This is a genomic window from Atlantibacter sp. RC6, from assembly GCF_014193285.1.
Taxonomy (GTDB): domain Bacteria; phylum Pseudomonadota; class Gammaproteobacteria; order Enterobacterales; family Enterobacteriaceae; genus Atlantibacter.
In genome coordinates, this window is the sequence record NZ_JACHZE010000008.1 from 91,778 (window position 1) to 115,338 (window position 23,561).

Genomic DNA, 23,561 nt, shown 5'->3' on the forward strand with positions numbered 1-23,561 from the left:
TCGCAAAACCCCTGCTGAAAGGTGTCAGCATTGAGAATAATTGATCCAGATCACACATTTTCTACCAAGAAGTGGGTACTCTTGATTACGCCCCAATTGATAACAACATCATATATTAGTGGTGTTTCAGGTAAGGCTCTTTTAGTAAATCGGTAAATAATAGGTAGTAGCGTTACGTCACATACTGTCTTTACCAAAGCTGTTTCTCGCTGACTATACTGACGTGTCGAACAGCTGATTTACTAAAAGAGTTTAACATTATCAGGAGAGCATTTATGGCTGTTACCAACGTCGCTGAACTTAACGCACTCGTCGAGCGCGTGAAAAAAGCCCAGCGTGAATATGCCAACTTCACTCAAGAGCAAGTAGACAAGATCTTCCGCGCTGCCGCCCTGGCCGCCGCTGATGCTCGAATTCCCCTCGCGAAACTGGCCGTTGCCGAATCCGGTATGGGTATCGTAGAAGATAAAGTGATTAAAAACCACTTTGCTTCTGAGTATATCTACAACGCCTATAAAGATGAGAAAACCTGCGGCGTGCTGTCTGAAGACGACACCTTCGGGACCATCACCATCGCCGAGCCGATTGGTATTATTTGCGGTATTGTTCCGACCACCAACCCAACCTCTACCGCAATTTTTAAATCCTTAATCAGTCTGAAAACCCGCAACGGGATCATCTTCTCTCCGCACCCGCGTGCCAAAGATGCCACCAACAAAGCGGCAGACATCGTACTGCAGGCTGCTATCGCAGCAGGCGCCCCGAAAGATCTTATCGGTTGGATCGACCAGCCTTCTGTCGAACTGTCCAACGCCCTGATGCATCATCCGGATATCAATATGATCCTGGCGACTGGCGGCCCGGGCATGGTGAAAGCGGCTTACAGCTCCGGTAAACCAGCAATCGGCGTAGGCGCAGGCAACACCCCGGTTGTCATCGACGAAACGGCCGATATCAAGCGTGCGGTCGCTTCTGTGCTGATGTCTAAGACCTTCGACAACGGCGTTATCTGTGCTTCCGAGCAGTCCGTTGTGGTTGTGGATTCTGTGTATGACGCAGTGCGTGAGCGTTTCGCCACTCACGGCGGCTATATGTTGCAGGGCAGCGAGCTGAAAGCCGTTCAGGACATCATCCTGAAAAATGGCGCGCTGAACGCCGCTATCGTTGGCCAGCCAGCGGTTAAAATCGCTGAACTGGCAGGCTTCACCGTACCGGCAGACACCAAAATTCTGATCGGCGAAGTGACTGTTGTTGACGAATCTGAACCTTTTGCCCACGAGAAACTGTCTCCGACTCTGGCAATGTACCGCGCCAAAGATTTTGACGACGCGGTAACTAAAGCAGAGAAACTGGTGGAAATGGGTGGTATCGGCCACACCTCTTGCCTGTATACCGACCAGGACAACCAGCCGGAACGCGTTCGCCTGTTCGGCAACAAAATGAAAACCGCCCGTATTCTGATCAACACCCCGGCTTCTCAGGGTGGTATCGGCGACCTGTACAACTTCAAACTGGCCCCTTCCCTGACGCTGGGTTGTGGTTCCTGGGGTGGTAACTCCATCTCTGAAAACGTGGGTCCGAAACACCTGATCAACAAGAAAACCGTGGCCAAGCGAGCAGAAAACATGTTGTGGCACAAACTTCCGAAATCCATCTACTTCCGCCGCGGCTCTCTGCCTATCGCGCTGGATGAAGTGATTACTGACGGCCACAAACGTGCGCTTATCGTGACCGACCGTTTCCTGTTCAACAACGGCTATGCTGACCAGATCACCTCTGTTCTGAAAGCTGCGGGCGTTGAAGTGGAAGTGTTCTTTGAAGTAGAAGCTGACCCGACGCTGTCTGTCGTGCGTAAAGGCGCAGAGCTGGCGAACTCCTTCAAACCCGACGTGATTATCGCGCTGGGCGGTGGTTCCCCGATGGATGCCGCGAAAATCATGTGGGTAATGTACGAGCACCCGGAAACCCACTTCGAAGAACTGGCGCTGCGCTTTATGGATATCCGTAAACGTATCTACAAGTTCCCGAAAATGGGCGTGAAAGCGAAGATGATCGCCGTCACCACCACTTCCGGTACCGGTTCTGAAGTCACCCCGTTCGCGGTAGTGACCGACGATGCGACGGGTCAGAAATATCCGCTGGCAGACTACGCGCTGACCCCGGATATGGCTATTGTCGATGCCAACCTGGTAATGGACATGCCGAAATCCCTGTGCGCCTTTGGCGGCCTGGATGCGGTAACTCACGCTCTGGAAGCTTACGTGTCTGTACTGGCGAGCGAATTCTCTGACGGCCAGGCGCTGCAAGCCCTGAAACTGCTCAAAGAAAACCTGCCGGCGTCTTACCATGAAGGGTCTAAAAACCCGGTAGCGCGTGAGCGTGTCCACAGTGCTGCAACCATCGCGGGTATTGCGTTTGCTAACGCCTTCCTGGGTGTTTGCCACTCTATGGCGCACAAACTGGGTTCTCAGTTCCATATTCCGCACGGTCTGGCAAACGCCCTGCTGATTTGTAACGTAATCCGCTATAACGCCAACGACAACCCGACCAAGCAGACGGCATTCAGCCAGTACGACCGTCCGCAGGCGCGTCGCCGTTACGCAGAAATCGCGGACCACTTAGGTCTGAGCGCGCCGGGCGACCGTACCGCTGCGAAAATCGAGAAACTGCTGGCCTGGCTGGAAAGCGTTAAAGCTGAACTGGGTATTCCGAAATCAATTCGTGAAGCCGGCGTTCAGGAAGCTGACTTCCTGGCCCACGTAGATAAACTGTCTGAAGATGCATTCGATGACCAGTGCACCGGCGCGAACCCGCGTTATCCGCTGATCTCCGAACTGAAACAGATTCTGATGGATACCTTCTACGGTCGTGAATTCTCAGAAGGTGGCGTTGCGAAGAAAGAAGTCGTCGTCGCACCGGTGAAAGCTGAGAAAAAAGCGAAAAAATCTGCCTGATACTTAACCGGCAATAATAAAAACCCGCCTTAATGGCGGGTTTTTTTAGTCCTTCTAATAACCTTAACGACGGATGGGGTTACTTATTCTGGATCTCTTTCAGGGAGCCTGTCGCCAGGGCGATTTTATAATGCTTACGGCACACCGAGACATAACGCTCATTGCCCCCTATTACCACCTGTTCGCCTTCGTTATAGGGCCTGCCATGTTGGTCTAAACGCAACACCATGCTGGCCTTACGGCCGCAATAGCAAATGGTTTTCAGCTCGACCAGTTTATCCGACCAGGCCAGCAAATATTGGCTACCGCTAAATAATTCCCCACGGAAATCAGTGCGTAATCCATAACAGAGTACGGGGATATCCAGATTATCTACCACTTCAGAAAGCGCATACACCTGCTCACGGGTCAGAAACTGGCTTTCGTCCACCAGAACGCAGTGAATCGCTTCACGCTGATGCTCAGCGTGAATATCGGTGTACAAGTCAGTGTTGGGATTAAATAGCCGTGATGGCGATGAGAGGCCGATACGCGACGTCACCTTGCCGGTACCGAAGCGGTCATCAATCTCAGCGGTATAGACCAGCGTTCTCATCCCTCTTTCCTGGTAATTCCACGAAGATTGAAGTAGCGCGGTGGACTTACCTGCATTCATTGCCGAGTAGTAAAAATATAGTTGCGCCATTCGCCGCATCACTCCGTTCGTCATGTAATTTTCTTAGGCGCGATTGTACCATATTCTTCTGGGCAGGCAGCGCTGAGGCATCCATGCATGGGGGTTTCTGCTACACCCGCATCGTCATTATATATAAAAATTGGCGTTTAATTTTTGTGCGAGAGGTTCGGGTCGATTATCGTAAGCTCAGCGTAAGCCACAGAAATAACAGTATTTTTCAAATAATCCGTCTTCATTAAACGCATCGCTAAATGTATATATAAAGGTAGGATTTTTCCCTCAGTATGGACTCCATAATACATTAGGATGATATTAATACGGGCCCGCAATATCGCCCTGCTCAGGCCGCGAGTTTAGTTATCCAATACGCAATATTTTGTCTGAAATTTACCTTACTCCCGCTTTTTTTGTGCGGTTGTTCAAGAAAAATGCTCAAGATAATATTTAGGAACGCTAACATATATTCTGTAATTTTGAATTCCTTACATTTCGCCCTATTGCGAAAATTAATTTAAGGCTCTATTATTAGCTCAACAAACCCCCCCAATATAAGTTTGAGATTACTACAATGAGCGAAGCACTTAAAATTCTGAACAACATCCGTACTCTTCGTGCGCAGGCAAGAGAATGCACCCTCGAAACGCTTGAGGAAATGCTGGAGAAATTAGAAGTTGTTGTATCTGAGCGCCGCGAAGAAGAAAGCGCAGCTGCTGCTGAAATCGAAGAACGCACTCGTAAATTACAGCAGTATCGCGAAATGCTGATTGCTGACGGTATTGACCCGAATGAATTACTGAACAGCATGGCGGCGGTTAAAACTGGCGCTAAAGCAAAGCGTGCTGCTCGCCCGGCTAAATATAGCTATATTGATGAAAACGGCGAAAGCAAAACCTGGACTGGCCAGGGCCGCACACCGGCAGTGATCAAAAAAGCTATCGAAGAGCAAGGCAAACAGCTCGACGATTTCTTGATCAACGAGTAAGTTTTCAACGCTCAGTAAAAAATCCCGCTCTGGCGGGATTTTTATTTTTTATTCACTGACAGTCATTAATTAGCGATAGCGTAGAATTTTTTATACCAGTCAACAAATTGCTGAACGCCTTCCTCGACCGAGGTATGCGGTTTAAAGCCAATAACCTCATATAACGCCTGTGTATCCGCGCTGGTGGCCAGTACGTCCCCAGGCTGCATCGGTAGCATATTCTTAATCGCTTCTTTACCAAGGGCTTTTTCAAGCGCCGAGATATAATCCATCAGAGCCACCGGCGAACTATTACCGATATTGTAGACACGATATGGCGCAGAGCTGGTTGCTGGCGATCCTTCTTCCACCGTCCATTCAGAATCTGGCTCAGGTATAACATCCTGCAAACGAACAATTGCCTCGGCGATATCGTCTATATAAGTAAAGTCGCGGCGCATCTGTCCATGGTTATAAACATCGATACTTTTGCCTTCAATGATGGCCTGAGTAAATTTAAACAGCGCCATATCAGGACGCCCCCACGGCCCGTAAACGGTAAAAAAGCGTAGCCCTGTTGTGGGTAATCCATAGAGATGAGAATAGGTGTGCGACATTAATTCATTAGCTTTTTTTGTCGCTGCGTAGAAAGATACCGGATGATCGACTGAATCTTGCGTGGAAAAAGGCATTTTACGGTTCAGGCCATAAACGGAGCTGGAAGAAGCGTATAATAAATGCTCAATTTTATTGTGGCGGCACCCTTCAAGGACATTTAAATGGCCTGTCAGGTTAGCCTCCGCATACGCATGGGGGTTTTCCAGCGAATATCTCACCCCGGCCTGAGCCGCAAGATGAATCACGCGCTGAAAGTGTTCTGTTGAAAATAACGTCGCCATGGCTTCACGATCGGCGAGGTCTATTTTGTCAAAGCGAAAGGCGGAATGCTTTTTGAGAAGATCGAGGCGGGCAAGTTTGAGATTAACGTCGTAGTAGTCATTCAGGTTATCGATTCCGATAACCTGGTGACCGGCAGCAAGCAGACGCTCACTTACATGAAAACCGATAAAGCCTGCTGCGCCGGTAACCAGAAATTTCATATCACCCTCATTTACTCTGCAATATTAATAGATGCTCCACGGCCAATTGCATAATAAACAAAGCCGCGCTTGTCGAGCCTGACGGGATCATACAGATTACGGCCATCAAAGATAACTGGTTGTTTCAGTGATTTTTTAATGGCATCGAAGTCGGGCGCACGGAAAGCCTGCCATTCGGTACAAATCACCAGCGCATCTGCGCCCTGCATCGCCGCTTCTTTGGTGCCCATCAGGCGTAAATCCGCGCGATGGCCATAAATCCGCTGCGTCTCATCCATCGCTTCCGGGTCGAAAGCCTGAACGACCGCACCGCGCTTCCAGAGTTCTTCCATCAGCACACGGCTGGAGGCTTCACGCATATCATCGGTGTTGGGCTTAAACGACAGTCCCCACAGCGCGAAAGTTTTACCCTGAAGATCTTCACCGAAATGACGAGTGATGAACTCAGGGAGTTTCATCTTTTGATCTTCATTGACCTCTTCCACCGCTTTCAGGATGCGCGGCACATAGCCGATTTGCTCAGCGGTGCGGATCAGCGCCTGAACGTCTTTCGGGAAGCAGGAACCGCCGTAGCCGCAGCCAGGGTAGATAAAGTGGTAGCCGATACGTGAGTCGGAACCGATGCCCTGACGCACTTTTTCGATATCGGCACCCAGACGCTCCGCCAGGTTGGAGATCTCGTTCATAAAGCTGATTTTGGTCGCCAGCATGCAGTTTGCGGCATACTTGGTCAGCTCTGCGCTACGGATATCCATTAAAATCAGGCGGTCATGGTTGCGGTTAAACGGCTCGTACAGTTCACGCAGCAGATCGACCACATCATTATTATCAGTACCAATGACGATGCGCTCAGGACGCATGCAGTCCGATACCGCCGCGCCTTCTTTCAGGAACTCGGGATTCGACACCACATCAAAACTCAGATCGCTGCCGCGCGCGCGAAGCGTCTCAGCCATAACCTTGCGGACTTTATCCGCAGTGCCAACCGGCACCGTGGATTTATCCAGCACGACTTTATGGTCCGTCATATGTTCGGCGATAGTGCGTGCCACGGCGGTCACATATTTCAGATCGGCAGAGCCGTCTTCATCTGGCGGCGTGCCCACGGCGATAAACTGCATCACGCCGTGATCGACGCCCTCTTTCGCATCGGTGCTGAAGTGAAGGCGTCCTTCTTCATAATTTTTCTTTACCAGCGGCGTCAGGCCCGGCTCAAAAATCGGGATGATCCCCTGCTTGAGGTTCTCGACTTTCTGGGCGTCAACATCAATACACATGACATCGTGACCGACTTCCGCCAGCACGGCGGCCTGTACCAGACCGACATAGCCAATACCAAATACGGTTACTTTCATTGCATTATCCTGCGGTGAGAAGCTTATTTCTTAACGCCGACCGCGCCTTCAAGCCAGGTTTTAAATTCCTCGCCCAGGGTGTTGTGACGAATACCGTATTCGACAAACGCCTGCATATAGCCGAGTTTGTTGCCGCAATCGTGGCTCTTGCCTTTCATGTGGTAGGCTTCAACGGTTTCTTTATCCATCAGCATCGCAATCGAGTCGGTCAGCTGGATTTCATCGCCTGCTCCCGGAGGGGTTTTCGCCAGCAGCGGCCAAATATCCGCGCCCAGCACGTAACGGCCAACGACCGCCAGATTAGACGGCGCCACGTTCGCTTTAGGCTTCTCTACGATACCAACCATCGGTACGCTGTCGCCCGGATTCAGCTCAACGCCTTTGCAGTCCACCACGCCGTATGCGGTGACGTCTTCAACTGGCTCAACCATGATTTGGCTATGGCCGGTTTCATCGAAGCGCTGGATCATTTCCGCCAGGTTGTCCTGGGAGAGATCGGATTCAAATTCATCGAGGATAACGTCCGGCAGGATCACCGCTACCGGCTCGTCGCCGACTACCGGATGGGCGCACATCACCGCGTGGCCCAGACCTTTAGCCAGACCCTGACGCACCTGCATAATGGTGACGTGCGGCGGGCAGATAGATTGCACTTCTGCCAGCAGCTGGCGCTTAACGCGTTTTTCCAGCATCGCTTCCAGTTCGAAACTGGTATCGAAATGGTTTTCGATGGAGTTTTTAGAGGAATGGGTCACCAGCACAATCTCGGTGATACCCGCTGCGATACATTCGTTAACTACATATTGAATCAGGGGCTTATCTACCAAAGGCAGCATTTCTTTTGGGATCGCCTTTGTTGCAGGCAGCATGCGAGTCCCCAGACCCGCAACCGGAATTACTGCTTTTTTCACTTTGGAATTAATGGCAGCCATGTAAATTTCTCCTGAACCGTTCAAGTTTTATACTTGTTCGTCAATTAAATATCGCGTTCGAGTATATCAGCATAAAAACGTCATAGGGGCTGAACACGCCGAAGCGCGGCAAATTCGGACTAATATGAAGAAGTTGCCGCGATATTAGCACCTCGCTCATCGCGGCAGGAAAAGCATTCTGACATTTTTAAATCAAACGGTTATTCCGCAGACAGCATCAAACGTAAACGGCCGCCCGCCCCCCAAATCTGGCATTGCCATGCTTCGCACGGCTGGCTAATTTGATTTAAATAAGTATTGCCTAAGGTGCCTAAAGGAACACCGTTGCTGAGTTGAATTTGTTGCTCACCGGTATTAAGCGTTGCGTTAAGACCCGCTGAGACTAATATCAGATTTTTTAATCCGCTGTGGTAGTAACCGACTAATAAAGGAAACTGGCCGGTTAAATTCGCCTGACGCAACAACTGATTAACTTGTTTGAGCAAATGCCCCAGTTCCGGCAAGCGCTGTTTCTGGCGCGAGAGCTGCTCCTGTAATAGCCCGTTGAACAGCGCGCGTAATAATAATGCCGCCAGTACGCCGTTATTTCCCGCGCGGGTCACATCAAGGCAATAAAACGCCAGGTCGCGATCGGAAAGCGGCGCGATATCGAGCACCATACCGGGTTCATTAGCGGACACCAGTTGACGGTAATTGACCCGGCAGTGGGAGATCACCTGCTGCACCGGCGGCTGCAACTCCTGAAGCAGCGTCGCCGCCGCCTGAGGATTGCTGACCAGCGCGTCCCAGTCCTGGAACAGGCGTTCTTCTTCTTCGACGCGGGAGTTAAACATCGCAGGATACAGGCAGGAAAAGACCGTTTCACGCAGCCGGTTTAAATCTTTCACCGGTTTTAAAATCACATCCTGGACGCCGAGGCGCAGCGCTTTGGCGATATCGGACATATTTTCGGTGGCGGATATCACCAGAATCGGCAGCTGATGGCCTTCATTACGCACATGCTCCACCAGCTTCAACCCGTTCATACGCGGCATAGCGAGATCGCAAATCAGCAGGTCAGGCACCGCCTCACTCATTTTTTCCAGGGCTTCGACACCATCGACGGCAACGGTGGTTATCGCGCCCAGGGAAGCCAACCAGGAGTCCAGTAACGAGCGGAATACCGGCTCGTCTTCAACAATGAGGATCTTTTTTCCGGACAAGGGCTGGGTCATGCGATCACCTCTGACTGACGATAATTAAATAGTGGCATGTCTGAGCCGCTATCGCCTGTCAGAATATCCTGAAGAAGTGAACGAAACGCCTGGTAAAACCGCGTGGAGGCAAGCGCCTGCACGAGATTTGAACGATGACGAGCGTTGAGATCGTCGGAATGCGGTTCGCCAGATTGGCGTGCCGCCTGTGTGAGCGTTGGCTCTGTCTCTGATAACAATGTGTTTCGTAAAACAGTTAATGCATCAATCGAGTCCACTCTTCTGGCGCGAGCCAGTCCACTGAATATCACTCTCATTTCGTCTCGATTGCTCCCCCGGTTCTTCACAGCATGGCATCAATGCTGCCAGTCAGTTAACATAGAGCCGCCTGGCGATGTACGCCGTTTATTTTTATTCAAGGAGCCACGCTTTGTCGCAGCTTTGTCCTTGTGGCAGCGCTCTGGAGTATAGCCTATGTTGCGCGCCTTATATTAGTGCAAACGTGGCGGCACCGACTCCAGCGCGGCTTATGCGGTCTCGTTATTGTGCTTTTGTGACGAAGAACGCGGATTATCTGATTAAAACTTGGCATCCCTCCGTCCAGGCTGCGACGTTCCGCGCCGATATTGAGGCCGGGTTCGCCGGTACGCAGTGGCTGGGGCTGACCGTTTTTGAAGAAGCGGCGGGCCGAAGCGAAAACGAAGGCTTCGTCAGCTTTGTGGCGCGCTACTGTGAAAACCAGCGTAATGGCGCAATTATCGAGCGCTCACGTTTCTTGTTCGAAAACGGACATTGGTATTATATAGACGGACAGCGCCCGGAATTTGGACGTAACGATCCTTGCCCTTGCGGGTCAGGTAAAAAATTTAAAAAGTGTTGCGGGCAATAAGGCCTTAACAGCACTCGATAAGCAGACACTCAACAGGATTTTCCCGGTAATGCAATCTATTCAACGTAAAGTACTGCGCACTATCTGCCCGGATCAGAAAGGGTTAATCGCGCGCATCACCAATATTTGCTACAAGCACGAGCTGAACATCGTCCAGAACAATGAGTTTGTCGACCATCGCACCGGGCGCTTTTTTATGCGTACCGAGCTGGAAGGCATTTTCAACGACGCGACGCTGCTGGCCGATCTGGACGGCGCGCTGCCGCCGGGTTCGCTGCGCGAGTTAAATCCCGCCGGTCGTCGCCGGGTCGTGATTCTGGTCACCAAAGAAGCGCACTGTCTGGGCGATTTGTTGATGAAGGCCAATTACGGCGGCCTTGATGTGGAAATCGCCGCGGTGATTGGCAACCATGACACGCTGCGCACGCTGGTGGAGCGTTTTGACATTCCCTTCCAGTTGGTCAGCCACGAAGGGCTGACCCGCGAAGAGCACGACAACAAGATGGCTGAGGCGATTGAGTCGTACCAGCCGGATTACGTGGTGCTGGCAAAATATATGCGCGTATTAACGCCGGAGTTCGTGGCGCGATTCCCCAACCAGATTATCAATATTCACCACTCATTCCTGCCGGCGTTTATCGGCGCGCGCCCGTATCACCAGGCTTACGAGCGCGGGGTGAAAATCATCGGCGCGACGGCGCACTACGTGAATGACAATCTCGACGAAGGCCCGATCATTATGCAGGACGTGATTCACGTGGATCACAGCTACACAGCGGAAGATATGATGCGCGCCGGTCGCGATGTGGAGAAAAACGTACTCAGCCGCGCGCTGTACCATGTGCTGGCGCAGCGCGTATTTGTTTACGGTAACCGCACAATCCTGCTTTAACCCCTAACGTCTTGATTAGCTTTCCGTCGTTAAGAGTAAAAAGTACGCAAACGGCACATTTTCCGTAAAGCAATACTTTACAGGGGCGTTTCATTTGATATGATGCGCCCCGCTTCCCGGTCAGGAAGTGATTAACAACGCATTACCCCGTGGTGGGGTTCCCGAGCGGCCAAAGGGAGCAGACTGTAAATCTGCCGTCATCGACTTCGAAGGTTCGAATCCTTCCCCCACCACCATCTCAGGCAGTACCTCTACAATATGAATTACCCCTGGTGGGGTTCCCGAGCGGCCAAAGGGAGCAGACTGTAAATCTGCCGTCATCGACTTCGAAGGTTCGAATCCTTCCCCCACCACCATCTTCAAGACGCCACTGAAATCCAGTAAACCTAAAAAGCAACATACTTCACCGAACGGGGAAGGATGAGAAGCTTCGACTAAGGTTCGATTCGAGCGCCAGCGAGAACGCGTTGCCGCAGGCAACGACCCGAAGGGCGAAGCGCGTAGCGCTGAGTCATCCTTCCCCCACCACCATTTCAAAGACGCCACTGAAATCCAGTCAGCCTACAAAGCAACATACTTCACCGAACGGGGAAGGATGAGAAGCTTCGACTAAGGTTCTATTCGAGCGCCAGCGAGAACGCGTTGCCGCAGGCAACGACCCGAAGGGCGAAGCGCGTAGCGCTGAGTCATCCTTCCCCCACCACCATCTTCAAGACGCCACTGAAATCCAGTAAACCTACAAAGCGACATACTTCACCGAACGGGGAAGGATGAGAAGCTTCGACTAAGGTTCGATTCGAGCGCCAGCGAGAACGCGTTGCCGCAGGCAACGACCCGAAAGGCGAAGCGCGTAGCGCTGAGTCATCCTTCCCCCACCACCATTTCAACCCGGCCCTTCGCTCCCTGCCGCCAGTAGCGGAACCACCACATCGCTGATCGGTGTCGGGATCCCCAACGCAGCGCCATACCGTTGGATCACACCGTTACGGATATCCCATTCCAGCGGGCGATTCGCCTGTCGGTCGGCGAGAATAGACGTTCCCAGGTCCACCGGGGCACGATGAAAACCGTCAATGATCTCCTGCGCCACGCTATCGCTCAAAACCGCACCTTTAGCGCGGGCGACGGCCAGGCATTCGTGCAGATAAGCCAGCGTCAACTCAGTGATATCGGCGCGTGAAAACATCCCGGCACGGCGATTTGCCAGTACCATCAGCCCTGCGACTGCGTTAAGCAGCAGTTTGCGCCAGGCGATAGAGGTAAAATCCCCGGACAATTCCACCGCGCAACGCGTGCCGTGGAGCGCATCGACCACCCGTTTCGCGGGCGGCACATCCGGCAGCGTCAGGCGCGGTTTCGCCCGCAGCCAGACCGAGGCGTCCGGCTCGCGCTGTGCCGGGAACCACACCACCGAAGGCAGCACGGTTGCGCCGTTTACATACGGTTCCAGCCTGGCTTGTTGCTCAACGCCGTTTTGCAGCGCGCAGACCACTGTATTTTCATCGCACAGCGCCGCCAGCCAGTTGGCGCTGTCGGCGATCTGGGTGGTTTTCACCGCCACGAACACCAGATCGAAGGGTTCACCGACGGTAGATGGATCGTTCATTACCGGGCCCGGCACCACGATTTCCCCCTCATCATGACGCAGAATCAGCCGCGGATGCGCCGTTCGCCCACAAAGCACAGGTGTGCGCTCAACGTCATGAAGCACTGCGGCAATCGTGGTACCGATAGCCCCCGGCCCGACAAGGGCAATCGCTGGACGGTCTGACATCGTGTGTTCTCCTGATTTGCTTAACCAAACATCAGTGTAGCGGCGGTAACCGTCGCGATACCGGCGAACTCTTCACAATCGAGGTGTTGCTCTGGGCGTAATCCGCCAGGCCATCCAGCACCACGTCCAGTTGGTCGATGGAGCGCACCACCAGCCGCATCACAAAGCAGTCCTCCCCGGTGACTTTGTCGCACTCGATGCATTCTGGCAACGCCTGGATCATTTTCTCAACCTTATGGAGCATTCCCGGCAGCGGTTTTACCCGCACCAGCGCCTGCAATGAATAGCCCAGCGCGGCCAGATTAATTCGCGCGCCGTAGCCCTGAATCACGCCCTTCTCTTCCAGCCGTTTTAACCGTTCAGCCGTGCTGGGCGAAGAGAGCCCCACTTTGCCACTGAGCACTTTTAACGATAACCGCGCATCTTCCGCCAGGCAGGCCAGAATCTGGCGATCGATATCATCGATAAGGTAATCCATGATCAGTTCCTAATTATAAAAGGATAATCGTTGTATCAACCTTATCTCTGCTCTGTAACCTGCGCCACGATTTTTACACAATAGCGCTATCACAGAGGAGATAGCCCATGCGTAATATTCAATCCGGCGTCTGGCAGATGAGCCTGGCGATGCTGATATCCGGCTCTATCGGCGCGTTCGTTTTGCTTTCAGGATTACCGGTAATGGAGGTGGTGTTTGCCCGCTGCCTGATTGGCGGCGTCACCCTGTTACTGTTTATTCGCCTCAGCCGCGAGCCGCTGGCGCGGCTAAGCCGCCTCACCCTGCTGTTGATGGCGGCGGGGGGCGTGGCGGTAGTGATTAACTGGTTGCTGCTGTTTGCCTCTTACCGCCATCTCTCCATTGGCCTGTCCACCGTTATCTATAACACCCAGCCCTTTATGCTGGTGTTGATGAGTATGCTGTTGGGGGAACGGGTCAGCAGCGTGAAATGGGCGTGGTTAGTGCTGGCGTTTGGCGGCGTGGTGCTGGTGTTATCCAGCGAGCTGGGCGCGGCGCATCAGGGCAACGGGCTGTTGGGGGCGGCGCAGGCGCTCGGCGCGGCGTTTTTCTACGCCCTCACGGCGCTGATTACCCGCCAGTTACATCAGGTTTCGCCGCAGCAAATTGCCCTGGTGCAAATGGTCGTCGGCACGCTGATGCTGCTGCCGCTGGTGCAGATTTCCTTCGACCTTCAACCCATCCAGTGGGGAATTCTGCTCACCGTGGGGATTGTCCATACCGGCATCATGTACCAGTTGCTGTACGCGGCGATCCAGAAACTGCTGACGCCGATCACCGGTTCGCTGTCGTTTATCTATCCGCTGGTGGCGGTGGTGGTGGATAAGCTGGTTTTCGACCATACGCTCAGCCTGATTCAACTTGCAGGCGGCGCGTTGATCCTGCTGGCTGCGGCGGGTAACAATCTGGGGTGGGGAGAAAAACGGGCGCAAACATTGCCAACGCATAATGAAGCAAAATAACACCGCCCACCCAAGGTTATCAGGGGAAACAGCGGGATTGGGTTCCCGGAGGGACGCCCAACCCGCTGGTCGCCCCGTCTGCTCCGTAGGTGAACGGTGTGGCTTTCAAGAAGGCTTAGCGGCGCGCTCTGACCACCTGGTATTTACGCGTCAGATATTCCACCGGCGCGCTCCAGATATGCACCAGACGGGTGAACGGGAACAGCACAAACAGCGTCATCCCCAGCACCAGGTGCAGGCGGAACACAAAACCCACGCCATCCAGGTGTTCAGACGCGCCGCCGTGGAAGGTGACCACAGACTGCGCCCAACCCACCAGCTTCAGCATCTCGCTGCCGTCCATATGCTGCGCCGAGAACGGAATGGTTAACAGCCCCAGCGCGCATTGCAGCATCAGCAGCGACAGGATCAGGATGTCCGCCGTGGTGGAAGTGGCGCGGATACGCGGGTTAAACAGGCGGCGCTTAAGCAACAGCAGCCCGCCCACCAGTGTCATCACGCCGCTTGCGCCGCCCATGATCATCGCCATCTTCTGCTTCACGTCCATTGGCAGGAACGACTCGTACATCCAGTGCGGCGTCAGCATCCCGAAAAAGTGGCCGACGAAAATGCCCAGAATGCCAAAGTGGAACAGGTTAGATGCCAGATTCATCCCCTTGCGATCCAGCATCTGGCTGGAGCCTGCGCGCCAGCTGTACTGGCCGTAGTCGTAGCGCAACCAGCTGCCCACTAAAAACACGGTGCCGGCGATATAAGGATAGATATCGAAGAGAAGCCTATTCAGGAACTCCATTATTGCTGTCCTCCTGGGGTGATATTCAAATACTGCGGGGCGACCGCGCCCGCAAACCGGCGTTGATGGGAGGCGATGGCGGAGTCGCCGCAGCCCTGATCGGCGAAGAATTTTACCTGCTCTTCTTCCCATACCGCGTCCAGCGCCGCAGGCGTATCGTCACGCACTTCGTCGGCGAGCTGGCGCTGCACTTTTTCGGCGTCGACCTGACTGTTGGCGATACTGAGCAGCAGATCGAACAGCACCGCGTAACGGCTTTCGCGCTGTTTCAGACGGGCGCTGAGCAGCGCCAGAATCGGCGCCACGTCCTGCAATCCGCCTACTGCTTCGCTGTCAGGCAACTGCGCCAGATACTCCAGATACAGCGGCAGATGATCCGGCAGCTCGCGGCTGTCGATAAACAGCCCGGCACGCTGGTACTGGCCCATCAAATCCACCATCGCCTGGCCGCGATCCCGCGACTCGCCGTGCACGTGTTCGAACAGCAGCAGCGACGTGGCGCGGCCCCGATCGAACAGCTCGCTGTAGCGTGACTGCACGTCCAGACGATCCTGGGACAGCAAATCGCGCAGGAACAGGCCCAGCTCATGGGCCTGCGCTTTGCTGAGATGCTCAAGCTCGGTCATGGCATCAAACATCTCGCGCTGATACTCCCACAGCGCGTGATCCGGGTACTCCAGCAACCGGGAAATCAGTTTGAGTTCCATCATGGGCGTGACTCCGATTTCACCGTTACATCCACCGCGTCGATACGACGGCTGTTAAACAGGTTGGCTTTGCTGTCCGAACCGTGGCAGCCGTCGCCGAAGCTAAAGCCGCAGCCTTTGCTTTCCGGGAAGGCGTTGCTCGCCAGCTCGCGGTGGCTGGTGGGGATCACAAAGCGGTCTTCGTAGTTGGCGATCGCCAGATAGCGGTACATCTCCTGCGCCTGGGCTTCGCTTAACCCGACCTCTTCCAGCGCGCGGGTATCGTTCACGCCATCCACGGTTTCCGCACGCTTGTAATGGCGCATCGCCATCATGCGTTTCAGGGCGCGCAGCACCGGCGCGGTGTCGCCCGCGGTCAGGATGTTCGCCAGATACTGAACCGGGATACGCAGGCTTTCCACGTCCGGCAAAATACCGGTGTGCGGCAGCTCGCCCGCATCGGCGGCGGACTGGATCGGCGATAACGGCGGCACGTACCAGACCATCGGCAGAGTGCGGTATTCCGGATGCAGCGGCAGCGCCAGCTTCCAGTCCATCGCCATCTTCCATACCGGAGACTGCTGCGCCGCGTCGATCACGCTCTGCGGTACGCCGTCTTTCAGCGCCTGCTCGATCACCTGCGGATCGTTCGGGTCAAGGAACACGTCCAGTTGACGCTGATACAGATCGGTTTCGTGCTCGGTGCTGGCCGCGTTTTCAATGGCGTCTGCGTCATACAGCAGCACGCCGAGGTAGCGGATACGGCCCACGCAGGTTTCGGAACACACCGTCGGCATCCCCGCTTCGATACGCGGATAGCAGAAAATGCACTTCTCTGATTTGCCGCTCTTCCAGTTGAAATAGATTTTTTTGTACGGGCAGCCAGTGATGCACATCCGCCAGCCGCGGCACTTGTCCTGGTCGATCAGCACGATGCCGTCTTCTTCACGCTTGTAAATCGCGCCGCTCGGGCAGGTCGCCACACACGCCGGGTTCAGGCAGTGCTCGCACAGGCGCGGCAAATACATCATGAAGGTGTTTTCGAACTGGCCATACATCGCCTTCTGCATGTTTTCGAAGTTCTTATCTTTGGCGCGTTTTTCAAACTCGCCGCCGAGGATCTCTTCCCAGTTCGGGCCGGTTTCGATTTTGTTCATCCGCTGGCCGGTGATCAGCGAGCGCGGGCGAGCGATCGGCTGATGTTTGCCTTCTTTGGCGGTATGCAGATGCTGATAGTCGAAATCAAACGGCTCGTAGTAATCATCGATGCCCGGCAGATGCGGGTTGGCGAAGATTTTACCCAGCAGCATGGCACGGTTGCCCATGCGCGGTTGCAGTTTGCCGTTAATTTTACGGATCCAGCCGCCCTTCCATTTCTGCTGGTTTTCCCAGTCATTGGGGAAGCCGACGCCCGGTTTGGTTTCCACGTTGTTGAACCAGGCATACTCCATGCCTTCACGGCTGGTCCACACGTTTTTACAGGTCACGGAGCAGGTGTGGCAACCGATGCATTTGTCGAGATTCAGCACCATGCCGACTTGTGAACGGATTTTCATTTTACGCTCTCCTGTACCTGGTCACACCCTTCGCCATCTAACCAGTCGATATTTTTCATCTTACGCACCACCACAAACTCATCGCGGTTAGAGCCTACGGTGCCGTAGTAGTTAAAGCCGTAAGCCAGTTGCGCATAGCCGCCGATCATATGGGTCGGTTTTGGGCTGATACGCGTTACGGAGTTGTGGATACCGCCGCGCTGCCCGGTCACTTCAGAGCCCGGCAGGTTCACGATGCGCTCCTGGGCGTGATACATCATGGTCATCCCTTGCGGGACGCGCTGGCTCACCACCGCGCGGGCGGTTAACGCGCCGTTGGCGTTAAACACTTCGATCCAGTCGTTATCCGCGATGCCCAGCTCTTTAGCGTCGATTTCGCTCATCCAGACAATCGGGCCGCCGCGCGACAGGGTCAGCATCAGCAGGTTGTCGCTGTAAGTGGAGTGGATCCCCCACTTCTGGTGCGGCGTCAGGAAGTTGAGCGCTTTCTCCGGGTTGCCGTTGGATTTACTGCCCATCACCGCTTTCACCGAACGGGTGTCGATCGGCGGACGGTACACCAGCAGGCTTTCACCGAAATCGCGCATCCACGGGTGATCCTGATACAACTGCTGGCGGCCCGACAGGGTACGCCACGGGATCAGCTCGTGAACGTTGGTGTAACCGGCGTTATAGGAGACATGCTCATCTTCAAGGCCAGACCAGGTCGGGCTGGAGATGATTTTGCGCGGCTGAGCCTGAATATCGCGGAAGCGAATTTTCTCTTCCTCTTTATTGGTCGCCAGATGGGTATGATCGCGCCCGGTGAATTCGCTGAGCGCCGCCCAGGCTTTCACCGCCACATGGCCGTTGGTTTCCGGGGCCAGGGTGAGGATCATCTCCGCCGCGTCGATAGCGGTATTGAGCATCGGCTGACCTTTGGCCGGACCATCCGCTTTGGTGTAATTCAGCTTACGCAGCAGATCCATTTCGCTCTGGGTATTCCAGGCGATGCCCTTGCCGCCGTTGCCGATTTTTTCCATCAGCGGGCCGATAGAGGTAAAGCGTTCATACGTCGCCGGGTAGTCACGCTCCACCACCATAATGTGCGGCGCGGTTTTGCCTGGGATCAGATCGCACTCGCCTTTTTTCCAGTCCTTAACGTCCAGCGGCTGCGCCAGTTCGGCGGCGCTGTCATGTTGGATCGGCAGAGTGACCACATCGGTTTCTTTACCCAGATGGCCGACGCACAGCTCGGAGAATTTCTTCGCGATGGCTTTATAAATTTCCCAGTCGCTTTTTGATTCCCAGGCCGGGTCCACGGCGGCGGAAAGCGGATGAATAAACGGATGCATGTCCGAGGTATTCATATCGTCTTTCTCGTACCAGGTGGCGGTCGGCAGCACGATATCGGAGTACAGGCAGGTGCTCGACAGACGGAAGTCCAGCGTCACCACCAGGTCCAGTTTGCCGTCGAGGCCGTTATCCTGCCATTCCACCTCTTCCGGCTTCACGCCGCCCTGCTGGCCCAGATCCGCGCCCTGGATGCCGTGATCGGTGCCCAACAGATACTTGAGCATGTACTCATGGCCCTTACCGGAGGAGCCCAGCAGGTTAGAGCGCCAGACGAACAGATTGCGCGGGTGGTTTTTGCCGTTTTCCGGCTGTTCCGCCGCAAAATGGATTTCGCCGGATTTAAGCGCCTGCACGGTGTAATCCACCGGGTTCATGCCTGCGGCGTCGGCGGCGGCTTTAATGCGTAGCGGGTTAGTGCCCAACTGCGGCGCGGACGGCAGCCAGCCCATACGCTCGGCGCGCACGTTAAAGTCCAGCAGATGGCCGGTGTAGCGGGATTTATCCGCCAGCGGCGACAGCAATTCTTGCGCGCCAAGGGTTTCATAGCGCCACTGGCTGGAATGGTTGTAGAAGAACGAGGTGCTGTTCATATGACGCGCCGGGCGCTGCCAGTCGAGGCCAAACGCCAGCGGCTGCCAGCCGGTCTGCGGACGCAGTTTTTCCTGGCCGACATAGTGGGCCCAGCCGCCGCCGCTTTGGCCGACGCAGCCGCAGAAGATCAGCATATTGATCAGGCCGCGGTAGTTCATGTCCATGTGATACCAGTGGTTCAGACCGGCGCCGACGATGATCATTGAGCGACCGTGGGTTTTATCGGCGTTATCGGCGAACTCGCGGGCGATACGAATGATATGGCTGCGGGACACGCCGGTGATCGCTTCCGCCCAGGCCGGGCTGTAGGCTTTCACGTCGTCATAGCTGCTGGCGCAGTTGGCATCACCCAGACCGCGATCCAGGCCATAGTTGGCAAGGGTTAAATCGTAAACGGTGGTCACCAGCGCGCTGCTGCCGTCTGCCAGTTGCACGCGTTTTACCGGCAGTTTGTGCATCAGCACATTATCCAGCTGGACGCTGTTAAAGTGTTCGCTCTCTGCGCCGCCAAAGTACGGGAAGCCAACGTCGGCGATCTCGTCATGGCTGCCGAGCAGCGACAGGCGCAGTTCAGACTCTTCGCCGCTAGTGCCATCACGCTGTTCGAGGTTCCATTTGCCCTTCTCGCCCCAGCGGTAGCCAATTGAGCCGTTCGGCGCAATCATCTCGCCGTTCTGGTTATCAATGGCGACAGTTTTCCATTCCGGGTTGTTTTGCTGGCCCAGACCGTCCACCAGGTCGGAGGCGCGCAGCATACGGCCTGCGGCATAGAACCCGTCGCGCTGCTCCAGCATCACCAGCATCGGCATATCGGTGTAGCGGCGCACATAATCGGTGAAGTACTGGCTCGGGCGCTCCAGATGGAATTCGCGCAGCATAACGTGGCCCATCGCCAGCGCCATGGCGCTGTCGGTGCCCTGTTTTGGCGCTAACCACTGGTCGCACAGCTTGGCGATTTCCGCATAGTCCGGCGTGACGGCCACGGTTTTGGTGCCTTTGTAGCGCACTTCGGTAAAGAAGTGGGCATCCGGGGTACGGGTCTGCGGGACGTTAGAACCCCAGGCGATGATGTAGCTGGAGTTGTACCAGTCGGCGGATTCCGGCACATCGGTCTGCTCGCCCCAGGTCATCGGCGACGCAGGCGGCAGGTCGCAGTACCAGTCGTAAAAGCTCAGGCAGGTGCCGCCGATCAGCGACAGGTAGCGCGCGCCGGACGCGTAAGAAACCATCGACATCGCCGGAATTGGCGAGAAGCCTGCGATACGGTCCGGGCCATAGATTTTGGCGGTCCAGACGTTGGAGGCGGCAATCAGCTCATTCACTTCCTGCCAGGAAGAGCGCACAAACCCACCGCGACCACGCGCCTGCTTGTAGCTTTTGGCTTTGTCGCTGTCGGACATGATCGATGCCCAGGCTTCCACCGGATCGCTGTGTTGCGCTTTGGCTTCGCGCCACAGTTTCATCAGGCGCTTACGCATCATCGGGTATTTCAGGCGGTTAGCGCTGTACAGATACCAGGAGTAACTCGCGCCGCGAGGGCAGCCGCGCGGTTCATGATTCGGCATATCGGGACGGGTGCGCGGGTAGTCGGTCTGTTGGGTTTCCCAGGTCACCAGACCGTTTTTGACGTAAATCTTCCAGCTACATGAGCCGGTGCAGTTTACGCCGTGCGTGGAGCGTACGACTTTGTCATGCTGCCAGCGCTGGCGGTAACCGTCTTCCCAGTCCCGGTTGGTATCCAGAATCTGTCCGTGCCCATCGGCAAAGGTGTCGCCCTTCTGCTTGAAGTAGCGAAACCGATCCAGAAATTTGCTCATCGGGGGGTTCTCCTGTAAGGAGCCTGTAGGCTCTTCTGCTAAATCGACATTGCAAGAATTTACGGCAAGGTTACTCCCCGGTTTTCGCGCGGAATTGACTCCGATCAACCCCGTAACCCTTTGAAAAATGTCAAAACTATGGGGATACCACCAAAGTGGCAGGGGAGTTTGTTTTTTAACTTGCTGTAAATGTTGGGTATTTTTGGTTAAGGGGGGTTTTTAGGGGGGATGATTCAGCGTAATGGGGTATTTGGGGGTAGAGGAAAGGGGGAGTGAAACTAAAGGGATTTTAATGTGACGGGGTTCAAAGGTGGGGAAGGGTTCCGTTCGCTTTGTCCGGTGGAAGGGTTCCGTTCGGGGTGTTCAGTGGAATTGTTCCGTTCGCTTTGTCCGGTGGAATGGTTCCGTTCGCCAGGCGTTTGTGGTTCAACGTGACTCCGTTGCACGCGAACGGGCAAAGGGGGATTCCGCATCCCCCTTTGCAATCCCCGCTCCCGGCCAGCAAAATCGCCGCTGCGCGGTTCCCTCGGCTCCATCTCCTCGCTTCAGGTCGGTCGGGATACGGCATCCTGCCTTTCCCGACCTCAGCCCCGCATCCCTGCGGGGCTGACCTGGCTCGTCAATTGCGCCTCGGCGATTTTGATGCCGGACTCAACACCCCTAACTTTAAGTTTTTTATTTTTTACTGAGCAGCCTTTGTCGCTGCGAGTTTTATTTTAAAAACTGTTAGCAACACATTGGTTGCAATGAAAACCTGAACGTATCGCGGGGGTTTTCACTCCCCATCGAAATCGCCGAAGCGTTCGCGGGAGGCCGGGGCTGGCGGCATGGATGCCGCCAGAGGGTGCGAGCTACAGGATGTAGCATCGCGCCCGACCCGAAGCCGGACGCGATAAGCTGAGGGCACCGCGAAGCGGCGATTTCGCTCGGGGGAGCCGGGGTCGCCAGGGGGGCGGCGGCGAGCCCCCCTGGCACGTTCGCGTACACTGGCGCCAGAGACTGACTCGAGAGCCCAGGCGAACGGAACAATTCCACCTAACAGAACAATTTCCACGAACAGAACAATCCCCCCGCCCCCAGCGGCACAAAAAAAAGCGCGGACCAAGCCGCGCAAAGGATAACACAACCATTTAACCCGCTATTTTCAGGCAGCTTTTCGGCCATACACCAGCCACGTCACCACCACACAAACAATATAAAACACCAGAAACACTTTCATGGCTTCCGCCGGGGAGCCGGTCAGCTCCAGCGAGGTGCCGAACGCTTTCGGGATAAAGAACCCGCCAATCGCGCCAATCGCTGAGATAAAGCCCAGCGCCGCCGCTGTGTCGGTCGCCGATTCGCGCATCGCCTGCTCTTCGCTGCCGCCCGCCGCTTTCACGCGGTCCATGGTCAGCTTGCGGAAAATCACCGAAATCATCTGGAAAGTGGAGCCACTGCCCAGACCGGCGGTTAAAAACAGCATCAGGAAAATGGCGAAGAAGGCGATAAAGCTACCGCCCTGACCCGCCGTCGGCAAAGTGGTAAACAGCAGGGCGCTGAAGATCGCCATCAGGATAAAATTCACCAGCGTCACCCGAATACCGCCGAGCTTATCGGACAGCGCCCCGCCCGCCGAACGCGCCAGCGCGCCAATCAGCGGCCCAAAGAAGGCGAAGTGCAGAATATTCACCTGCGGGAACTGGGTTTTAGTCAGCATCGCAAACCCGGCGGAGAAACCGATAAACGAGCCGAAAGTGGCCAGATACAGGAAGCTCATGATCCACAGGTGCGCGCGCTTGAGCACCGGCAACTGGGCGCGCAGCGACGCTTTCGACGTGGCCAGATCGTTCATGCCAAACCAGGCGGCAATCGTGAAAATCGCCAGCAGCGGCACCCAAATCCAGGCGGCGTTTTCCAGATACAACGTCGAGCCGTCCGGCTGAACCACACCACTGCCGCCAAAAAAGGCAAAAATCGACAGCGAAATCGCCAGCGGGGCCAGCAACTGCATCACGCTGACGCCAAGGTTGCCAAAACCGCCGTTAATGCCCAGCGCGCCGCCCTGCTTCTGCTTGGGAAAGAAAAAGCTGATGTTCGCCATACTGGAGGCAAAGTTAGCGCCGGCGAAACCGCACAGCAGAGAAATAATGATAAACGTGCTGAACGGCGTGGCGCTGTCCTGCACCGCAAACCCTAACCACAGACAGGGGATAATCAGAATACCAGTGCTGAGCGCGGTCCAGCGCCGTCCGCCGAACAGCGGCACCATAAACGCGTAAGGCACCCGCAGCAGCGCCCCGGAAACCGACGGCAGTGCGGTCAGCATAAACAGCTGATCGGTCGAGAAATTAAAACCCACTTTGTTCAGATTGACCGCCACAGCGCTAAAAATCATCCAGACGCAAAACGCCAGCAGCAGGCAGGGAACAGAAATCCACAAATTACGACGCGCGATATGCTGGCCATGCTGTTGCCAGAAGGCGGCATCTTCAGGACGCCAGTCGGTAATTAGCGGACCTGATGTCGAAGCCGGAACGGAGGATTGGCTCATAGAAACCTCAGAAACGTGAAATAACTGTCGCCACCTTAGGCGTTC

General features: G+C 55.0%; 17 protein-coding genes, 2 tRNA genes and 3 other RNA genes. 10 read left to right on the plus strand and 12 right to left on the minus strand.

Annotated elements, in window-relative coordinates; translation table 11 throughout:
- Nucleotides 1–275 precede the first annotated feature (275 nt).
- Nucleotides 276–2,954, plus strand: a complete 2,679-nt coding sequence (adhE, locus tag FHW74_RS17060; RefSeq protein ID WP_183171568.1) for a bifunctional acetaldehyde-CoA/alcohol dehydrogenase — start codon at nt 276–278, stop codon at nt 2,952–2,954.
- 79 nt (nt 2,955–3,033) lie between these two features.
- Here the strand turns inward: adhE and tdk are convergent, their stop codons facing one another.
- A complete protein-coding gene (gene tdk / locus FHW74_RS17065; RefSeq protein WP_183171569.1) occupies nt 3,034–3,639 on the minus strand; it encodes a thymidine kinase in 606 nt (201 codons plus the stop codon).
- 559 nt (nt 3,640–4,198) lie between these two features.
- Here tdk and hns point away from each other — a divergent pair.
- A complete protein-coding gene (gene hns / locus FHW74_RS17070) occupies nt 4,199–4,612 on the plus strand; it encodes a histone-like nucleoid-structuring protein H-NS (protein WP_125294334.1) in 414 nt (137 codons plus the stop codon).
- A 65-nt stretch (nt 4,613–4,677) separates the two neighbouring features.
- Here the strand turns inward: hns and FHW74_RS17075 are convergent, their stop codons facing one another.
- From FHW74_RS17075 to rssB, 4 genes are all read right to left on the minus strand, one after another.
- Complete coding sequence (locus tag FHW74_RS17075; protein WP_183171570.1) at nt 4,678–5,691, minus strand: NAD-dependent epimerase; 1,014 nt, start codon at nt 5,689–5,691, stop codon at nt 4,678–4,680.
- Between the two features lie 11 nt (nt 5,692–5,702).
- Entirely contained in the window at nt 5,703–7,046 is a 1,344-nt protein-coding gene (locus FHW74_RS17080; protein ID WP_183171571.1) for a UDP-glucose/GDP-mannose dehydrogenase family protein, read from the minus strand.
- A gap of 23 nt (nt 7,047–7,069) precedes the next feature.
- On the minus strand, nt 7,070–7,978 hold the full coding sequence (gene galU / locus FHW74_RS17085) for a UTP--glucose-1-phosphate uridylyltransferase GalU (protein ID WP_183171572.1): 909 nt from the start codon (nt 7,976–7,978) through the stop codon (nt 7,070–7,072).
- A 200-nt stretch (nt 7,979–8,178) separates the two neighbouring features.
- Complete coding sequence (gene rssB / locus FHW74_RS17090; RefSeq protein WP_183171573.1) at nt 8,179–9,192, minus strand: two-component system response regulator RssB; 1,014 nt, start codon at nt 9,190–9,192, stop codon at nt 8,179–8,181.
- Between the two features lie 409 nt (nt 9,193–9,601).
- Between rssB and FHW74_RS17095 the strand changes: the two genes are divergently transcribed.
- From FHW74_RS17095 to FHW74_RS17125, 7 genes are all read left to right on the plus strand, one after another.
- The gene (locus tag FHW74_RS17095; protein WP_183171574.1) at nt 9,602–10,060 is read left to right on the plus strand and encodes a YchJ family protein; all 459 of its coding nucleotides are present in this window, start codon (nt 9,602–9,604) and stop codon (nt 10,058–10,060) included.
- 49 nt (nt 10,061–10,109) lie between these two features.
- On the plus strand, nt 10,110–10,952 hold the full coding sequence (purU, locus tag FHW74_RS17100; RefSeq protein ID WP_183171575.1) for a formyltetrahydrofolate deformylase: 843 nt from the start codon (nt 10,110–10,112) through the stop codon (nt 10,950–10,952).
- Between the two features lie 151 nt (nt 10,953–11,103).
- Nucleotides 11,104–11,188: transfer RNA gene (locus FHW74_RS17105), tRNA-Tyr, on the plus strand.
- Between the two features lie 35 nt (nt 11,189–11,223).
- Nucleotides 11,224–11,308: transfer RNA gene (locus tag FHW74_RS17110), tRNA-Tyr, on the plus strand.
- 43 nt (nt 11,309–11,351) lie between these two features.
- Nucleotides 11,352–11,483: non-coding RNA, RtT sRNA (locus FHW74_RS17115), on the plus strand.
- 43 nt (nt 11,484–11,526) lie between these two features.
- Nucleotides 11,527–11,658: non-coding RNA, RtT sRNA (locus tag FHW74_RS17120), on the plus strand.
- Nucleotides 11,659–11,701: 43 nt separating this feature from the next.
- Nucleotides 11,702–11,833: non-coding RNA, RtT sRNA (locus tag FHW74_RS17125), on the plus strand.
- 2 nt (nt 11,834–11,835) lie between these two features.
- On the opposite strand, the gene FHW74_RS17130 is transcribed toward FHW74_RS17125, so the two are convergent.
- Complete coding sequence (locus tag FHW74_RS17130) at nt 11,836–12,726, minus strand: oxidoreductase (RefSeq protein WP_183171576.1); 891 nt, start codon at nt 12,724–12,726, stop codon at nt 11,836–11,838.
- Nucleotides 12,727–12,757: 31 nt separating this feature from the next.
- The gene (locus FHW74_RS17135; protein WP_183171577.1) at nt 12,758–13,204 is read right to left on the minus strand and encodes an Lrp/AsnC family transcriptional regulator; all 447 of its coding nucleotides are present in this window, start codon (nt 13,202–13,204) and stop codon (nt 12,758–12,760) included.
- Nucleotides 13,205–13,311: 107 nt separating this feature from the next.
- On the opposite strand from FHW74_RS17135, the gene FHW74_RS17140 reads away from it, so the two are divergent.
- The gene (locus FHW74_RS17140; protein ID WP_183171578.1) at nt 13,312–14,205 is read left to right on the plus strand and encodes a DMT family transporter; all 894 of its coding nucleotides are present in this window, start codon (nt 13,312–13,314) and stop codon (nt 14,203–14,205) included.
- Nucleotides 14,206–14,320: 115 nt separating this feature from the next.
- On the opposite strand, the gene narI is transcribed toward FHW74_RS17140, so the two are convergent.
- The 5 genes from narI to FHW74_RS17165 all read right to left on the minus strand — a co-directional run bounded on the left by narI (nt 14,321) and on the right by FHW74_RS17165 (nt 23,516).
- Nucleotides 14,321–14,998: a respiratory nitrate reductase subunit gamma gene (gene narI / locus FHW74_RS17145; protein ID WP_161659843.1), complete on the minus strand. Its 678-nt coding sequence runs from the start codon at nt 14,996–14,998 to the stop codon at nt 14,321–14,323.
- The gene (gene narJ / locus FHW74_RS17150) at nt 14,998–15,708 is read right to left on the minus strand and encodes a nitrate reductase molybdenum cofactor assembly chaperone (RefSeq protein ID WP_183171579.1); all 711 of its coding nucleotides are present in this window, start codon (nt 15,706–15,708) and stop codon (nt 14,998–15,000) included. Before narJ ends, narI begins: the two co-directional genes overlap by 1 nt.
- Nucleotides 15,705–17,240 carry a nitrate reductase subunit beta gene (gene narH, locus FHW74_RS17155; protein WP_183171580.1) on the minus strand — a complete coding sequence of 512 codons (1,536 nt, stop codon included), beginning with the start codon at nt 17,238–17,240 and terminating at the stop codon, nt 15,705–15,707. The genes narJ and narH overlap by 4 nt, the downstream gene beginning before the upstream one ends.
- On the minus strand, nt 17,237–20,983 hold the full coding sequence (locus tag FHW74_RS17160; RefSeq protein WP_183171581.1) for a nitrate reductase subunit alpha: 3,747 nt from the start codon (nt 20,981–20,983) through the stop codon (nt 17,237–17,239). Before FHW74_RS17160 ends, narH begins: the two co-directional genes overlap by 4 nt.
- Nucleotides 20,984–22,127: 1,144 nt before the next feature.
- On the minus strand, nt 22,128–23,516 hold the full coding sequence (locus FHW74_RS17165; RefSeq protein ID WP_183171582.1) for a NarK family nitrate/nitrite MFS transporter: 1,389 nt from the start codon (nt 23,514–23,516) through the stop codon (nt 22,128–22,130).
- Between the last annotated feature and the right edge of the window lie 45 nt (nt 23,517–23,561).

Excerpts from the sequence above, each read along its gene's own strand:
- adhE (WP_183171568.1), top strand. The coding sequence starts at position 276 with ATGGCTGTTACCAACGTCGCTGAACTTAACGCACTCGTCGAGCGCGTG.
- tdk (WP_183171569.1), bottom strand. The coding sequence starts at position 3,639 with ATGGCGCAACTATATTTTTACTACTCGGCAATGAATGCAGGTAAGTCC.
- hns (WP_125294334.1), top strand. The coding sequence starts at position 4,199 with ATGAGCGAAGCACTTAAAATTCTGAACAACATCCGTACTCTTCGTGCG.
- FHW74_RS17075 (WP_183171570.1), bottom strand. The coding sequence starts at position 5,691 with ATGAAATTTCTGGTTACCGGCGCAGCAGGCTTTATCGGTTTTCATGTA.
- FHW74_RS17080 (WP_183171571.1), bottom strand. The coding sequence starts at position 7,046 with ATGAAAGTAACCGTATTTGGTATTGGCTATGTCGGTCTGGTACAGGCC.
- galU (WP_183171572.1), bottom strand. The coding sequence starts at position 7,978 with ATGGCTGCCATTAATTCCAAAGTGAAAAAAGCAGTAATTCCGGTTGCG.
- rssB (WP_183171573.1), bottom strand. The coding sequence starts at position 9,192 with ATGACCCAGCCCTTGTCCGGAAAAAAGATCCTCATTGTTGAAGACGAG.
- purU (WP_183171575.1), top strand. The coding sequence starts at position 10,110 with ATGCAATCTATTCAACGTAAAGTACTGCGCACTATCTGCCCGGATCAG.
- FHW74_RS17130 (WP_183171576.1), bottom strand. The coding sequence starts at position 12,726 with ATGTCAGACCGTCCAGCGATTGCCCTTGTCGGGCCGGGGGCTATCGGT.
- FHW74_RS17135 (WP_183171577.1), bottom strand. The coding sequence starts at position 13,204 with ATGGATTACCTTATCGATGATATCGATCGCCAGATTCTGGCCTGCCTG.
- FHW74_RS17140 (WP_183171578.1), top strand. The coding sequence starts at position 13,312 with ATGCGTAATATTCAATCCGGCGTCTGGCAGATGAGCCTGGCGATGCTG.
- narI (WP_161659843.1), bottom strand. The coding sequence starts at position 14,998 with ATGGAGTTCCTGAATAGGCTTCTCTTCGATATCTATCCTTATATCGCC.
- narJ (WP_183171579.1), bottom strand. The coding sequence starts at position 15,708 with ATGATGGAACTCAAACTGATTTCCCGGTTGCTGGAGTACCCGGATCAC.
- narH (WP_183171580.1), bottom strand. The coding sequence starts at position 17,240 with ATGAAAATCCGTTCACAAGTCGGCATGGTGCTGAATCTCGACAAATGC.
- FHW74_RS17160 (WP_183171581.1), bottom strand. The coding sequence starts at position 20,983 with ATGAGCAAATTTCTGGATCGGTTTCGCTACTTCAAGCAGAAGGGCGAC.
- FHW74_RS17165 (WP_183171582.1), bottom strand. The coding sequence starts at position 23,516 with ATGAGCCAATCCTCCGTTCCGGCTTCGACATCAGGTCCGCTAATTACC.